14 protein-coding genes are annotated in these 14,935 nt (G+C 48.1%); 9 read left to right on the top strand and 5 right to left on the bottom strand.

Translation table 11 applies throughout. The annotated features are described in order from the left end of the window. Window positions 1–22 precede the first annotated feature (22 nt). Together ylqF and L855_RS18020 are read right to left on the bottom strand one after the other, a co-directional pair. Complete coding sequence (gene ylqF, locus L855_RS18025) at window positions 23–895, bottom strand: ribosome biogenesis GTPase YlqF (RefSeq protein WP_159790356.1); 873 nt, start codon at window positions 893–895, stop codon at window positions 23–25. After that, complete coding sequence (locus L855_RS18020; RefSeq protein ID WP_159790355.1) at window positions 895–1,299, bottom strand: universal stress protein; 405 nt, start codon at window positions 1,297–1,299, stop codon at window positions 895–897. The genes ylqF and L855_RS18020 overlap by 1 nt, the downstream gene beginning before the upstream one ends. A 286-nt stretch (window positions 1,300–1,585) precedes the next feature. Here L855_RS18020 and L855_RS18015 point away from each other — a divergent pair, with 286 nt between their 5' ends. From L855_RS18015 to L855_RS18005, 3 genes are all read left to right on the top strand, one after another. Continuing rightward, window positions 1,586–2,791, top strand: coding sequence for a phosphoglycerate kinase (locus L855_RS18015; RefSeq protein ID WP_159790353.1), 1,206 nt, complete (start codon window positions 1,586–1,588; stop codon window positions 2,789–2,791). Window positions 2,792–3,098: 307 nt separating this feature from the next. Next, window positions 3,099–4,211: a DUF262 domain-containing protein gene (locus tag L855_RS18010; RefSeq protein ID WP_159790351.1), complete on the top strand. Its 1,113-nt coding sequence runs from the start codon at window positions 3,099–3,101 to the stop codon at window positions 4,209–4,211. Window positions 4,212–4,216: 5 nt separating this feature from the next. Then, window positions 4,217–4,909, top strand: coding sequence for an MAE_28990/MAE_18760 family HEPN-like nuclease (locus tag L855_RS18005; RefSeq protein ID WP_159790349.1), 693 nt, complete (start codon window positions 4,217–4,219; stop codon window positions 4,907–4,909). Window positions 4,910–5,188: 279 nt separating this feature from the next. Here the strand turns inward: L855_RS18005 and L855_RS18000 are convergent, their stop codons facing one another. Then, window positions 5,189–6,700, bottom strand: coding sequence for an FAD-dependent oxidoreductase (locus L855_RS18000; RefSeq protein ID WP_159790347.1), 1,512 nt, complete (start codon window positions 6,698–6,700; stop codon window positions 5,189–5,191). A 484-nt stretch (window positions 6,701–7,184) separates the two neighbouring features. Between L855_RS18000 and L855_RS17995 the strand changes: the two genes are divergently transcribed. Beyond that, window positions 7,185–7,391: a DUF433 domain-containing protein gene (locus tag L855_RS17995; protein ID WP_159790345.1), complete on the top strand. Its 207-nt coding sequence runs from the start codon at window positions 7,185–7,187 to the stop codon at window positions 7,389–7,391. Between the two features lie 126 nt (window positions 7,392–7,517). Continuing rightward, window positions 7,518–8,456 (top strand): polyamine aminopropyltransferase, encoded by a 939-nt coding sequence (gene speE, locus L855_RS17990; protein ID WP_159790342.1) that lies wholly within the window; start codon window positions 7,518–7,520, stop codon window positions 8,454–8,456. A 2-nt stretch (window positions 8,457–8,458) separates the two neighbouring features. Here speE and L855_RS17985 read toward each other — a convergent pair whose 3' ends face one another. After that, window positions 8,459–9,667, bottom strand: a complete 1,209-nt coding sequence (locus L855_RS17985) for a histidine kinase (protein ID WP_246199052.1) — start codon at window positions 9,665–9,667, stop codon at window positions 8,459–8,461. 200 nt (window positions 9,668–9,867) lie between these two features. On the opposite strand from L855_RS17985, the gene L855_RS17980 reads away from it, so the two are divergent. Continuing rightward, a complete protein-coding gene (locus L855_RS17980) occupies window positions 9,868–11,505 on the top strand; it encodes a DUF2079 domain-containing protein (protein ID WP_159790340.1) in 1,638 nt (545 codons plus the stop codon). 31 nt (window positions 11,506–11,536) lie between these two features. Here L855_RS17980 and L855_RS17975 read toward each other — a convergent pair whose 3' ends face one another. Then, a complete protein-coding gene (locus L855_RS17975; RefSeq protein ID WP_159790337.1) occupies window positions 11,537–11,860 on the bottom strand; it encodes a XisI protein in 324 nt (107 codons plus the stop codon). Between the two features lie 216 nt (window positions 11,861–12,076). Here L855_RS17975 and L855_RS17970 point away from each other — a divergent pair, with 216 nt between their 5' ends. From L855_RS17970 to L855_RS17960, 3 genes are all read left to right on the top strand, one after another. Then, on the top strand, window positions 12,077–13,243 hold the full coding sequence (locus tag L855_RS17970) for a WD40 repeat domain-containing protein (protein ID WP_159790335.1): 1,167 nt from the start codon (window positions 12,077–12,079) through the stop codon (window positions 13,241–13,243). A gap of 241 nt (window positions 13,244–13,484) precedes the next feature. Beyond that, on the top strand, window positions 13,485–13,991 hold the full coding sequence (locus tag L855_RS17965; protein ID WP_159790333.1) for a hypothetical protein: 507 nt from the start codon (window positions 13,485–13,487) through the stop codon (window positions 13,989–13,991). Between the two features lie 128 nt (window positions 13,992–14,119). After that, window positions 14,120–14,917: a VMAP-C domain-containing protein gene (locus L855_RS17960; protein WP_159790331.1), complete on the top strand. Its 798-nt coding sequence runs from the start codon at window positions 14,120–14,122 to the stop codon at window positions 14,915–14,917. Window positions 14,918–14,935: the final 18 nt, after the last annotated feature.

Genomic DNA, 14,935 nt, shown 5'->3' with positions numbered 1-14,935 from the left:
GATGCCGGGTGTCTGAAGCCCCTCAGACCGGCAATTCTAGGGGGATTTTGCCAAGGGTTCCTTTGCGGAAATCATTGAGAAGTTCACAGGCGGCCCGTTCGATATCCCCTTGATGGCGATCGCCCCCTAATTGAGTTAGATAGGACTCCCCAGTCATGTCCTGGGGATTCAGGCCATAGCGATCGCGCAGCAGTTCTGAGGGGGGCTGTTGGCCGGCTAACTCCGGTAACTGAGTCATCAAATCCACCATCATCGCCGCCACTCGCTGGTTATCATAAGACGCTTCGCCGATATCCTCACAAATGGCCAGTTTGACGGCATTATCCTGATTATCCAAGCGCCAGGGAATAATACCGGGGGCATCGAGGATTTCCAGATTGGCGGATTTGCCGGGGCGATCGCTCAAACGCACCCAGCGCAACTGGCGAGTCACCCCAGCCCGTCTAGCACTTTCGACGATCTTACGCCGCAAGAGGCGGTTAATAAGGGCGGATTTGCCTACATTAGGGAAGCCAATCACCACGGCCCGAATGGGGCGAGGGCGCATTCCTCGGGAGATGCGCCGTTCGTTAACCCCAGAACCGGCTTTTTCCGCCGCCCGGGCCACCTGAGACACCCCTTTCCCCTGACGGGCATCGGTGAAATAGGGCACTTCGCCGCGATCGCGAAACCAAGACTCCCAAGCCTCCTGAACCGCCGGGGAAATCATATCCATACGATTGAGAACCAAGACACGGGCCTTGTCTCCCAACCAGCCCTCTAACTGAGGATGATGGGTGGCCAGGGGAATGCGGGCATCGCGAACCTCCAACACCACATCGACGCGGTTGAGTTGTTCTTTGAGTTGCCGTTCAGCCCGGGCGATATGGCCCGGGTACCATTGAATTGCCGCCATTAGGGAACTACCAAGACTGGACAGGGAGAGAGATTGATGGTCAGATTCGTGACACTTTCAGCGGCCCCTTCATCGGTTAAGCCGGTGCCACGACTGCCCATGACAATCAAATCCATATCCAGTTCATCGGCCACATCGCAAATGGTAAACGCCGCCTTCCCTTGCCGTTCAACGGCCTCGGCTTCAATACCTTGCTGGGCAAACACCTCCTGGGCGCTTTTGAGGAGATTGGCAATGGCCTCGGGGGAGTTGTTGGGTGTTGGTTCTTGTCCTTCTTCGGGAGGTTCCACCACTGAGAGAATGGTGAGTTTAGCTTGATAGGTTTTGACGATATCGGCGACAACAACTGCCGCCTCACGGGATTCGCGGCTACCATCGACCGGGAATAATACACTTTTAAACATGGTCATCTCTTTTAGTGAACCCGATTGTTCGGGGTGAGTCCCCTGAGTTGGGGGCCAGGGTCAATCCACCCCTAGGCCTAATTGTCTCAGATTATCCGGCGATCGCCCCCTAGACTTCATAGTTTGCAAGTTCCCACTGGAGCGATCGATGCCTGAGACGGACAAGGCTTTGGTAGAATTATCTCGGTTGCAAGTCTCAAGCTGAGCCTCGACATCCCATGGGATCGAGGCCTACGGTCATGTCTAGCCGTCGAGAATTAGCCATTAAGAATTTAGGAGATAATACGTGTCTAAGAAAACTGTAGCAAATTTGTCCTCAGCCGAGTTATCTGGCAAGCGTGTCCTCGTCCGTGCGGATTTCAACGTCCCCCTCGATGATACGGGTAAAATCACCGATGACACTCGGATTCGCGCTGCCCTCCCCACGATTCTCGACTTGACGGGTAAAGGCGCGAAAGTCATCCTCATCAGTCACTTTGGCCGCCCCAAAGGCCAGGTGAATGAGTCGATGCGTCTGACTCCGGTTGGGGTGCGTCTCTCGGAATTACTGGGTAAGAACGTCACCAAGTGCGATGACTGTGTCGGTGATGCGGTGAAAGCCGCTGTGGACAGTCTCGCCGATGGGGATGTCTTGCTTCTGGAGAACGCCCGCTTCTATGCTGGAGAGGAAGCCAATGATCCTGAGTTTGCCAAACAACTGGGAGAGTTGGCCGATGTCTATGTCAATGATGCCTTCGGAACCGCCCACCGCGCCCACGCCTCCACGGAAGGGGTGACGAAGTATGTGGATACCTGTGTGGCGGGTTATCTGATTGAGAAGGAACTGAAATTCCTGCAAAATGCCATTGAGAATCCCCAACGTCCTTTGGCGGCGATCGTGGGTGGCTCGAAAGTCTCCAGTAAAATTGGGGTGATTGATACGCTGTTAGAGAAGGTGGACAAGCTGTTCATCGGCGGCGGTATGATTTTCACCTTCTACAAAGCCCGAGGTTTGAGTGTTGGTAAGTCTTTGGTGGAAGAAGACAAACTGGAGTTGGCTAAGTCCCTCGAAGCCAAAGCCAAGGAACGGGGGGTTGAGTTATTGCTGCCTACCGATGTGGTTTTGGCGGACAACTTCGCCCCTGATGCCAATGACCAAACGGTTGCCGTTGAGTCGATTCCTGATGGTTGGATGGGCTTAGATATTGGTCCTGATTCCATTAAAACGTTCCAAGCAGCATTGGAACAGTGCAAATCGGTGATTTGGAATGGTCCGATGGGCGTGTTTGAGTTTGATAAGTTTGCTAAAGGGACTGAGGCGATCGCGCAAACTCTAGCCGGTTTAACGGAGAAAGGAACCATCACGATTATCGGCGGTGGTGACTCGGTGGCGGCTGTGGAAAAAGTGGGTGTGGCTGAGAAAATGAGCCACATTTCCACCGGAGGCGGTGCCAGTTTAGAACTCCTTGAAGGGAAGGTTCTGCCGGGGATTGCTGCCCTCGACGACGCTTAACATCATGTTGGAGATTCAGGTGGGCCTGGCCCGCCTGAACTCTAGACAGTTCCCCCGTCGGTGTGTTATCTGGCAGTTGCGGGTAACAGAGTCCCGGGGTTAGATTGCGATCGCTTGACGGTACAAGGCTGGCAGGAGTTAGATGGCATTCACGGTATAATGGGAAATCGAGTTGTGAAAACCCCGCTTTGTACAGATTCTGTATGACTCCATGACTCCCTCATCTCACGGCGGATTCGGGATAATACATTAAATGTTTGAGGTTTAATTTTCGCTTAGCAGTAGAAGTTAAAAAAGCGAGACTAATATGACGGAATTAATAGACGAACAAATAGATATCAAAATTGGTGAAGTTCGCACTGAATCCATTGATCTTAGCTTCGGAGAAATCATAAACTTATATTCTCAGAAAGAACTCATTATTCAACCCGAATATCAAAGATTGTTCAGATGGTCCAATCAACAAAAGTCTCGTTTGATTGAATCGATACTCCTTGAGTTGCCGATACCACAAATATTTACGATTGAGAACTCAGATGGTGTTTTGGAATTAATTGATGGCTTACAGCGCCTTAGCTCTGTGATTCAATTCATTGATGCTAGTGTGCTAGATTTTACTGATGTGGAGGGAGAAACGTTAAACCCTCTAACGTTAGAGGGTTGTGATCAAATCTCAGAATTGAATAATCTGACATTTGAGGATTTGCCGTTGAGACTTAAGCTTAGGATAAAAAGATCCTCTGTAAGAACAGTGATTATTAGACGGCAAAGCAAGTCATTTCTCCGTTATGCAATGTTCAAAAGGTTAAATACTGGGGGATCGATTCTAGCGCCACAGGAAATCCGCAACTGTTCTTCTAGGATGCTGGGTGAGTCAGGTATAAAATTTTATACATTTCTACAAGAAAAATCCTCCTATCCAAACTTTAGGACTTGCATAGATACATTATCCCAATTAGAAAAAGAACAAAAGGGTGACGAAGAGCTTGTTTTAAGATTTTTTGCCGCTAAAAATGCTCAAGATCTCTTCCGAGGAAGCGTGAGAGATTGGTTAGACACATACATGGAAGACATCTTACTGGAAAAAATACAATTTGATTATTCCGCTGAAACGCAAGATTTTAATAGATTATTTGATTACTTAAGCCAAATTCTTGGCAGTGGTGCTTTTGTCCGATATCGCGATCAATCACCAATTGGTGCTTTGGCTCCTGCATACTTTGAAGCCGTTACCATTGGAGTATTTAGGATACTAGAAAAACTACATACGTTGGATGATTCTTTGGTTAGGACTGAAATTATTAAGATCGTCCAATCAGAAACATTTAAAGATAATGTTGGTCCTGGAGCTGGCACGAAAACCAAGCTCTCTAATAGGATTAGATATATTCAAGACGGTTTGGCTCAGCTTCCGGACTGATTTTCATGAGTAATTGGGCGAGCGAAATTGAGGCTGATCTGAACTGGAGAGAAGCGGAACTAGCTGCAATTAAAAGTCAAATCATAACAACTGATCGAGCTAAGAAACCTGTAAGATATGAGGCTCTCTTGAGAGCCATAACAACCCTCCTATATGCTCATTATGAAGGTTTTTGCAGATTTGCATGGGATTTATACCTCGATACAATTCAAAAGCAAAATGTTAAGCGCAATCAATGTTGTGAGGAAATCATAAAGCTATCACTAAGAAAACGCTTTAAAGAGCTTGGGGGTGATTTATCGCCAGATGAAGTTTGGAACTTTTTTTCAAACGAGCTTCCAGCGTTAACGAATGATAATGTTGAATTTAAGATTCGCTTAAAAGCAGATAGCAATTTAAAGCCTGTGTTGCTTAAAAAGAACTCAACAGATGCTGGATTGTCATGCTCAATAGTAGATAAACATGAGATTTTACTTAGAACATTAGTAAACAGAAGAAATAATATAGCGCATGGACAGAAAGATATAATTAAGGATATAACTGAGTACAATAAATATGAGAATGCGGCTTTTGAAGCCATGTATGAGTTGGGAATATCTGTAATTGATTGCTTAGACAACGAGAGGTATTTAAGGCCTGAGTACAGAAAAAAAGTTCGAGACTCTGTTGAAACTCATCATGAAACTAAGTCAGATTAGAGAAAGTGCGAGGCCGGAAATCCAAGGCGGTTCGGATGAGAATTTCCTGACCTTCCTGCAACAGCAGCGACAAGACGTAATACCAATTTTCAGAAGTCGTGCCATAGATGTCCGTAGGGGCGTACCCTTGTGGTCGCCCTCCTCGGTGTCGGATGTATAGCAAGCATTTCGAAAAATGGTATAACTTAGCCCAGCATTCATGAGTCTTCTCCCTGACTAAGGAGAGCAAGATGCTCCCACTACGCACAATGGAGATACAGCCATCTAATCCCAAGCAAGTTATTCAATCCGTTCCAGTTCCTTAACCGCTGGTCCATGGAGAATTTGTCCATCACAGCTAAAGCGGGAACCGTGACAGGGACAATCCCAACTCTTCTCAGCACTATTCCAGTTAACAATACAGCCTAAATGAGGGCAAACGGCGGAAACTGCATGGATTGAACCCTGTTCATCTCGATACGCAGCGACTTTGTCCCAATCACGGGTGAGTAATTTCCCTTCCCCGTTGCTAACATCAGAAAAAGAGGAGTTATTTAATCCCTTCAAGCGATCGCCAATCCAATGCTTACCCACATCCAGATTCTCTTTGATCGAGGTTTCTGAGACAAAGGGAGTGGCACGAGTGGCATCATATAGATCTGCCCAGGGATTGGATTTCCCTAAGATCAGATCAGACAGGATCATCGCCGATAAGGTACCCTTGGTCATACCCCAGAGACTAAATCCCGTGGCAACATAAATATGATTGTTGAACGGGGTCAACTTGCCAATGTAGGGTAACTTGTCGAAAGATACCATATCCTGAGTTGACCAGCGATAGTCGAAGGTATCTATGCCAAACTGGGTGCGACCATACTCTTCTAGCGGCAGATACCGTTCCTCTGTCTGAGAAATTTTACCCGTTTTATGACTCTCGCCCCCAATCAGCAAGAGTACACCGTCATTGTAGGGCGTTGTCCGTAGCGATCGAGAATGCTTCCCGATGCCAATAAACATACCATCAGGTGCTTTGGCTGGATCAATCGAAGCGGCGACAATATAAGAACGTTTCGGATAGGATTTCGCAAAAAACAGTCCTTGATCCAGAATGGGTAAATTTGTGGTGACGATGACATCTTTGGCTTTAAGTACCCCCTTGGTCGTTTTAACTTGACAAGGGCTGTCTTCATCAACGGTCTCCACTCGCGTATCGTCAAACAAATAGCTACCATTACCGGGAATTGTTTCAGCTAAATGGAGTAAATAGTTACGGACATGAAACTGGGCTTGATTTTCAAACTTAACCGCTCCTTCAATGGCAAAGGGGAGTGAGGTCTCTTTGACAAATGAGGCGGGAAGTCCCAGTTTAATTGCCGCCTCCACCTCAGCTTCAACTTGACTCAACTGTTCTGGAGAATCCGCAAAGGTGTAAGCACTTTGACGGCTAAAATCACAATCAATTTGTTCTTCTTTAACCAGTTGAGCCACCTGCTCCATTGCTGCTTGGTTAGACTCTCCATACAGGCGGGCTTTGTCTTCTCCCAATTGCTGAATTAGATCGGCATAGATTAACTGATGCAGGGAAGTTACCTTTGCCGTTGTATGACCGCTCACACCCATGGCAACTCGTTTTGACTCAATCACCGCAACAGTTTTACCCGCACGCTTTAACAGGGTTGCAGCGGTCAGTCCAGCGATTCCGGCACCAACAATCGCTACATCGACCACGAGATTATTAATAAAAGGAGAAAATGTAGAGGTTGGCGTTGAATCAATCCAAAATGAAGCCGATTTTCCAGTAGGTAAAGTCATGGGTGTACCAAATTAGGCGGTGTGGTTCTACTGTAACCGAGGAGTTAGACCCACTTGCATCTGTCTTTGGGAGGAACAATTTTCGGCTCCTCCGACCCTGGTATGTAGAATAAATGCCGGAAGCTCTTATCTGGCAAGGGATACAAGCAATTTTACTGACCGTTTTATAAGTTTCGACGAAAATTTTTGCTTTGCATATTAAGCTGAGAGAATGATAAGGTGGCTATAACTGTTACCGTATCAGAGATAGAGCGCCTAAGCTCCATCAAAAATAGAGGGTCTTATGAGGCTTCAAAGCCATGAGAGCCACCATCAAATCCCTCCAAATTATCAGGAACTCAACCCAAGCATAAGTGGATAATCCTAGGGAGAAAACGCTATGGTGGGGAAACCCATGGGGCATTTTCTCATGAGGCTGAACCATGACTCCAAGTTATTAATGATATAACAACCTCAAACAAAGCTTTCTATCAACTGCAACATTATGGACTACCAAAACATTATTACAATTGAGCCTGGAAAACGCAGTGGCAAGCCATGCATTAGAGGAATGCGAATCACAGTCTATGATATTTTAGAATATCTAGCAGGTGGAATGACTGAAACAGAAATTTTAGAAGATTTCTCAGAACTCACCTCAGAAGATATTAAAGCTTGTCTTAGTTTTGCAGCTGACCGTGAGGAAAAATGATTGGTGGTAACGCTGTAAAACGACGATTGGATGAAAACCTTCAAAAACCTCACGCCTTGGGGAAAACCATGATAGACTGATACGTCTGCAAATTTCGCAACCTACGGCGAGGACGAGTCAATCAATATGGCAGGTAGTGACGTTAAAGCTGACCTCTGGATTACGGAGTATATTACCCCCTGGGATATCTACATTCATGGGGTGACAAAACTCTTAGCATTCCAACACACCCAATATCAGGAGATGCACATCGTGGAAACTGGGGCCTATGGAAAGGCGCTGGTTCTCGATGGAAAATGGCAATCTTGTACTGGGGATGAATTTCTCTATCATGAACCCCTGGTTCACCCGGCTTGTTTGGCCCACGGGAACCCCCGCAAGGTGCTGATTCTCGGCGGCGGGGAAGGGGCCACCCTGCGGGAAGTGTTGCGCTGGACGACGGTGGAACAGGCGGTTATGGTGGATATTGATGGGGATGTGGTGGCGGCCTGTCGGCAACATCTGCCGGAAATGCACCAAAACTCCTTTGATGACCCCCGCGCTGAATTGGTGATTGGGGATGCGCTGCAATATCTCGATGAGACTCAGGTGCAGTGGGATGTGGTGATTTCGGACCTCTCAGACCCGATTGAGGAAGGCCCCTCGTTCCAATTGTTTACGAAGGAGTATTTTCAACAGATTCGCGATGTTCTCTCCCCCCAGGGCCAGTTTGTGGTTCAGGCGGGACCCGTTGCACCGGAAGAGTTACAGCTTCATGCGCGAATTGTCAATACCCTGAAGGATATTTTTCCTCAGGTGCAATCCTATCACTCCCATGTTCCCACCTATGCCTCTCCTTGGGGCTTTGCGTTGGCGTCTCAGGAGGGGTTTAAGGCTTCTGCTGAGGAGATTGACCGTTGTTTGGCTGAAAAAACAACGGGGGGCCTGCGGATGTTTGATGGGATTACCTGGTTGGGCCTGAGTTCTCTGCCGCTACATCTGCGTCAGGCGATTGAACGGGAGACAGAAGTCTATACGAAGGCCCAGCCGCCGAAGTTCTTTGGTAAAGGGGTGGCTAAGGGTTAACCCTAGGGGCGATAGACGGGCAGGGTGAAGTGAAAGGTACTCCCCTGTCCCGGTTGGGAGTCGACCCAGATTTGTCCGTAGTGCGATCGCACGACCCGCATACAAAGGGATAACCCCAGGCCATAGCCATCGGTTTGTTCATCCCGTTCGAGGCGCACGCGATCATCGAAAATTCGCTGTTGTTTGTCAAAGGGGATGCCGGGGCCGGTGTCGCTGATGCTGACTTGGATTTTCTGGGCGGTGCGATGGAGTAAGGCCAGGGAGATGGTTCCTCCTTCTGGGGTGTATTTGGCGGCGTTGTCGAGGAGGTTCATTAAGACTTGTCGCACCCGGTTGGCGTCGGCGTGTGCGTCGGGTAAGTCTTGGGGTAAGTCAGTCTGGACGGTTAAGCCTCGTGTCTCGAAGTTCTCCCATTGGCGATTGAGGGCATCTTGGCAGAGTTCGGCAAGGTTGATCTGTTGCGGCACAATCGAGAGGTAGCCATCTTGACTGCGGGCGCTTTCGAGGACATCGAAGATCATTTGCTCGATTTGCCGGGTTTGGGTGCGGGCGTGTTGCAGCAGGCGATCGGTTAGGTTGGGGTTGGCTTTGAGTTTGTCGGCGTTGTCGGGACGGCTGAGGGTTTCGAGGGTTTCTAGGGCGATGGAGGTGGAGGTGAGGGGGTTGCGTAGATCATGGGCCAACATGGATATGAGGCGATCTTTGAACCGTAGTTGCTCTTGCAGTTCCTCTTTTTCTTGTTTGAGGCGGAAGACTTCGTCGGAGAGTTGGATAATTTCTGAGGAGGTGGCGATGGAGGGAAAACAGGAGTTGACGGAACCCTGGCCGTCATGAATAGTTGTGGGACAGCGATCGCTATACTCATGGGCCGACTGTTGCCATTTCCCCCAGCAATGGTCCAATTGAGACACCAGGTTACTGCCAGTAAGGCTGTGCCGGGGTTCGGGATGAACTTTGATCAGGGTTGGGGTGGCAATGAGTTTAAAATGTTCTGCCAGATAGGGCTGTTCGCTGACGTCAATCACCTCTAGGGCAAAATTGCCATCGGATTTTACGCTGTCGAGGTAGCCGCGAATGCGCTTGAGTTCTTCCTGGGAACTCGAACGGCGATCGACAAACAGGAGCAGTTGTAAGACTGCGTTGGGATAGGTGTTGAAGTTAGGAGATGCTACCATGTCATCTCTTGCTGCATCAGCATAGGTTGGTGACATCAGGGTGGGGGGACAGTTGACTGAGAGGCTTAGCTTAATTTTGACGCATTTCCCTTCTACTTTAATATCTTCTTTAGATTTCAGGGCCAACTGGGATCACAACTGGGGGATAATTTTTTGAGCTAGGGTTGGGGGCGATCGCCCTAAACGCGCTCTCTATCTGTCCTTAGGTCTAGCCACTCATGTTAAAAAAAAGCCCAATGGGAGTCACGTCACTCAAAAATCCTTGGTTTCGAGTCGCGATCGCAGCGGCGATGGTGTTTTTCTTGGTGAGTCTCACCATTACACTGCATCGCTACTACACATTCTACGCCTCTTACGACCAGGGAATTTTTAACCAAGTGTTCTGGAATAACAGCCAGGGACGGTTTTTCCAGAGTTCCCTCTCCTCGGCGTTATCCACAAATGTGGTCCACCAGGGCGAGTTCCCGACGGTGTTCTACCAACGCCTGGGACAACATTTCACCCCGGCGTTACTGTTTTGGCTTCCCATTTACAGTCTCTTTCCCTCCCCGGTGACGCTGACGGTGTTACAAGTCATTCTTGTCACCGCAGCGGGATTGGTTCTCTATGTTCTAGCGCGACAACACCTCGATTCGCCTCTGGCGGCCTTGATTACCCTCAGCTTCTATTGCGCCAATGCGGTATTGGGGCCAACTTGGGCGAATTTCCATGATATCTGTCAGATTCCCCTGTTTACCTTCACCCTGCTGTTGGCGATGGAGAAACGCTGGTGGGGGCTGTTTTGGGCGGTGGCGATCGCCATCCTGCTGGTTCGTGAAGATTCAGGAATTGGCCTGTTTGGGGTGGGGGCCTATATGCTGCTGAGTCGTCGGTTTCCGGCGCGGGGAGCGGTGGTGTGCCTGCTGGGGTTTGGCTACATCGTGGGGTTGACCAATTTGATTATGCCCTTGTTTTCCGAGGATATTTCCGAACGCTTTATGATGGAACGCTTCGGACAATATGCTGAGGGAGACAGTGCAACCACGTTAGAGATTCTCTGGGGGATGCTGAGTCAGCCGTTTCATTTGATTGGGCAGATTTTCACCCCTTTTGGCCGCACCATGAGTTATTTATTAGGACAGTGGCTTCCCTTTGCCTTTGTTCCGGCGGCTTCCGGTGGGGCCTGGGCGATCGCCGGTTTTCCGCTCTTTAAGCTATTTGTAGCTCAGGGACAGTCGGTGTTAGCGATTAATATCCGCTATGCGATGACGGTGGTTCCGGGACTCTGTTATGGGGCGATTCTTTGGTGGTCCGTGCGTCCGCAGGTGTTCAAAACTCCCAACATTCGCCGCTTTTGGGTTTTCTGTCTAACCCTCTCAGTGATGGTGACCATTGGCGGAAACCCCAACCGCAGTTTATCGTTTCTGATTCCCGATTCCATTGACCCCTGGGTTCATGTTCCCATCACTCGCCAATGGCGTCATGCTGGGGCCATCTATCCGCTGCTGGCCCAGGTTCCCGAGGATGCGGGTGTGGCGGCGACGACCTATATTATTCCCCATTTGTCCAGTCGTCGGGAGATTTTGCGCTTTCCCCAGATGGAGTTGTTGACGGATGCAGGGGTTGTCGAGCGGATGGAGTATATTTTGGTGGATTTATGGCGTTTGCAAACCTATCAAGTGGCGTTCCGCCATGATCGCGCTCGTTTGGCGGTGATGGTTCCGAAGTTGCAAGGTTTGAGTGAGAGTGGGGAGTATGGGATTTTGGATTGGGGTGATGGGGTGATTCTGCTGGGGAAAGGACAAGTCGGTGAACCGGAGGCTGAGGCGGCTTGGGAGACGTGGCGATCGCAGTATGAATCGGAGAATATGGCGTTGTATCAGGCTCTGGATTAGGAGGGGGGCCGGGACTCTTGGAAATGGTAAGTTATGCGGATAGGGTCACCGGGGACTCGTCCAAAAACCCGAGAACCAGGCGTTCTTCGGGAATGCCTTGCTCAATCAAGTCTTGAGTAATTCCGGCTTCCATCCCATCATATTCAATGACGACTTTGCCGTCGCGCAGGACAATATAGATGAGATTGCCTCGGACTCGTCTACCTCGGTCCCAACCCACCTGCATCAGTGCATAACGATCTTGCTTTTCGTCAAATACCGTCTCCAATCGAATTTGACCATGAGACGGACGAAGTTTGGCATAGTGAGAGATAACCTGTTGGACGATTTGGCGATCGGCGTTTATGGTATCCATTGTTTAACCTCTGCTAAATCAGGCGTTTCGACTTATCTCGCTGATTGGGATGAGTTCACACGGAATCATAAGGTTTATACTAGGGTGAACCCTTATGGCTACCCTTTTAAACCGAACTGAACCCAATTTCGTAGGGGCGAACCCTTGTGGTCGCCCCCCCACATGGACGGAGGCTTCAGACCCATTTTAGCTCAAATTTTATAGGGAGTCTGACCCATGAATCAGCGTAGAAAACATATAGAAGAAACACTCAAGCTACTTCATCAAAAACTATCCGCTCTTGAGCGAGAACTGGTGGTAGCTTCCAGTCCTACTATCAAATTTGAACTCCAACATCGTATTGATAATGAAATAAAACCTCAAATTGCACGTTATGAAGCTGAGTATCAGCAGCTATTGAGTCCAGTATATAGTAACTCCCCAACTCAACAGTCAAGCCTACAGAATAAAACCCTGCGGAAGCATTCAGAGTTAGTCAAATCTGTTGCCGTTAGCCCCATCGGTCAAATTGTAGCCAGTGGCGGTGCTGATAAAACTGTTAATCTCTGGGACTTAAAAACTGGCAATCTTCTCCGTACCCTAACCGGCCATTCAAGCCCTATTCTATCAGTGAAATTCAGCCCTGATGGAATGACCCTAGCAACTGCAAGCAATTTAGAGGCGGGTAGCAGTAATATCAAAATTTGGGACGTTCAAACCGGAGAGCTTAAAAAAAATGTTGGAGGAAATCTAATAAATTTAAGGTCTAGCTGTCTTGCTTTCAGTCCCGATGGAGAAATTTTAGCCAGTGGAAACATTGATGCAACGATTAAACTCTGGAAAGTGAGAACCGGAGAACTTGAGACAACCCTCAAAGGTCATGGCTGGGATGTCAATTCAGTTGAATTTAGTCAGAATGGTCGCTATCTCGTCAGCGGTGGACTTGACGGTGCAATTAAAGTTTGGAATTGGCGTAACGCTCGATTGCTGAAGACGTTTAATCGACCGTCTCCTGAAGATTTCGTCGGTTCTCTAGTTGCCTGGTTTGACTCGTCGGTTGGCGCAATTTATTCCGTTACTATTGACCCAGATGGAACAATTATTGCCAGCGGTGGGGCGGAACAACCCATTATTTTATGGGAAATCTCGACCGGAAAAATTGTCAAGACTTTCACAGAACATACCGGATCTGTTTTCTCGGTTTGCTTTAGCCCAAATGGTCAACTGCTTGCGAGTGGCGGTGATGACAATACTATCAGAATTTGGGATGTTGCAACTGGAGAAGTGCGACAAACATTCAACCATCTAGGTCCAGTTTATTCTGTCGCATTTAGTCCAGATGGGAAGACTCTTGCAAGCGGAAGTAGAGATACGACGGTGAAAATCTGGGAAATTGAAGATTAGACTCCAGTTTGCAATGGTTTATGCTGAAAAATGGAAATTTTTGGGCTAATCCCCTGCATTATTCCGTCGCGAAGCATTCGCGGAGATTGTTCATTGGATTTTGCTTGGCTCATTGGACTGAAATCTGGATGAATTGGCTCCCCGATGCTAGTATAATGTCAGGTGGGTGAGGTGACTCAACTCTTGGAGAAGGGCGGCTCCCATCCATCACTCCTCTGTTTACATGACTTAACATTGCATCATGAATCAGCAGCGTCAGAGAGACTTAGAAGAAATTTTGGAATTGCTTTATGAAAAACGTGTTAATTTTGAGAAGAAATTAATTATAGCAGACGGTGTAAGCCAAGAATTTTCCCTAAAGCAACAGCTTAAACGGGACATACTCCCAGAAATTCAAAAGTATGAAGCAGAGTATTGGGAGCTTATGACCCAAGATGCAGTCTTTGTCTATGATGAGGATGAACAAGCTGCGGAGGAGTCCTTAAAAGATGTTGAAGCGGCTGTTAAGGACATTGAGAGGACTTCTCCATTACCGACGGAGGTCGTTGAAATTTTGAAGCAGATTCGTGACAAGCTTAATGAGCCTCAGAAACCCGCTTCCACGAAACTCAAAGCCACTCTAAATTTGATTCCAGCTATCTTATCCTTTGATATAGAACTAAACGCCAGTAAAATTTTACATACACTTCTGGAGAAACTTCGCCAAAAAAAGATATTAAAACCTCGGGATACACCAAATCAAAATTAGAGGAAGATAGAGCCTCGTTAGAAAATTTTTTGGATAGATTAGGTCTGATCGAGTTAAGGATTCAGGAGCTATCTAAAAAACTAGAATCTCCTTGTCCTGCAACGATTAAGTCTTCCTCGTCTTCTCCAATGGGACTTGCTTATTTGATTGTTGGTACATTTCCAAACTTACAAGATACTTCAAAATTTCGAGTCGTCCCAGAACTCTGTTACAGTGAAGCCACGCGATCAAAACTAGGGCGAGAATTTTTGGCTGAGAAAGGCTGTTCAGTCTCGATTGAAGATTTCCCAAGGTTTTTCGATAAAATTGTGGCCTTTGCTGAACAAAAGATTGATCGGCGCTATGACCCTCGGCCCTGGAAGCTTCGGATTAGTTTATCCTTACCCACAACTACGTTGGGATCTCCATTAACCCGATGGTGTGGTCAGTCCAGTCCACTCCCGAGTCAACACCCCATTGTCATTGGCTGTTCGGATCGGGTGAATCCTGACTATCCCCGGCGATCCCACCTGCGTAATCAACTTAAGCATGGCTGGGAACGTTTCTTCAGACCCCAGAGACCATTGAAGGAACTCAATTGGCTGATTACGAGCGAATCGGCTCAAGACGACTGGGAAACCTATGAGGCGGTGCAATGTTGGGGAGGATGGCTCAGATCCCATCAAGCTGCTGTCGAGCGATGGTATAAACTCATTGAATCGGGTATTCCTCTAGCACTCTGGCTTGATGACGACTGTCTCCAACCTCATGCGATCGCCCAAACCTTTGCCCGACTCACGGATTGCTGTCATGAGGAATTTCTGGACCGAGTTCGCAGCGAACGTCGCGGTTCCGACTCTATCCCGTTTGGCGTTTTTTACGAAAACCCAAACTATCTCCCCACCGTGGCGGAAACGTCTGAAGAACAGTTTTTCAGTTGGGGTTAGTTGACGCTCCCGAGGAGA

The organism is Sodalinema gerasimenkoae IPPAS B-353, from assembly GCF_009846485.1.
Taxonomy (GTDB): domain Bacteria; phylum Cyanobacteriota; class Cyanobacteriia; order Cyanobacteriales; family Geitlerinemataceae; genus Sodalinema; species Sodalinema gerasimenkoae.
This window is presented reverse-complemented; position numbering and strand designations above follow the sequence as displayed.

Coding starts and splice junctions, on each gene's coding strand:
- L855_RS17970 (WP_159790335.1), top strand. CDS start 12,077: ATGAATCAGCGTAGAAAACATATAGAAGAAACACTCAAGCTACTTCAT.
- speE (WP_159790342.1), top strand. CDS start 7,518: ATGGCAGGTAGTGACGTTAAAGCTGACCTCTGGATTACGGAGTATATT.
- L855_RS17965 (WP_159790333.1), top strand. CDS start 13,485: ATGAATCAGCAGCGTCAGAGAGACTTAGAAGAAATTTTGGAATTGCTT.
- L855_RS18000 (WP_159790347.1), bottom strand. CDS start 6,700: ATGACTTTACCTACTGGAAAATCGGCTTCATTTTGGATTGATTCAACG.
- L855_RS17980 (WP_159790340.1), top strand. CDS start 9,868: ATGGGAGTCACGTCACTCAAAAATCCTTGGTTTCGAGTCGCGATCGCA.
- L855_RS17985 (WP_246199052.1), bottom strand. CDS start 9,667: ATGTCACCAACCTATGCTGATGCAGCAAGAGATGACATGGTAGCATCT.
- L855_RS18020 (WP_159790355.1), bottom strand. CDS start 1,299: ATGTTTAAAAGTGTATTATTCCCGGTCGATGGTAGCCGCGAATCCCGT.
- L855_RS17975 (WP_159790337.1), bottom strand. CDS start 11,860: ATGGATACCATAAACGCCGATCGCCAAATCGTCCAACAGGTTATCTCT.
- L855_RS18010 (WP_159790351.1), top strand. CDS start 3,099: ATGACGGAATTAATAGACGAACAAATAGATATCAAAATTGGTGAAGTT.
- L855_RS17995 (WP_159790345.1), top strand. CDS start 7,185: ATGGACTACCAAAACATTATTACAATTGAGCCTGGAAAACGCAGTGGC.
- L855_RS18005 (WP_159790349.1), top strand. CDS start 4,217: ATGAGTAATTGGGCGAGCGAAATTGAGGCTGATCTGAACTGGAGAGAA.
- L855_RS17960 (WP_159790331.1), top strand. CDS start 14,120: ATGGGACTTGCTTATTTGATTGTTGGTACATTTCCAAACTTACAAGAT.
- ylqF (WP_159790356.1), bottom strand. CDS start 895: ATGGCGGCAATTCAATGGTACCCGGGCCATATCGCCCGGGCTGAACGG.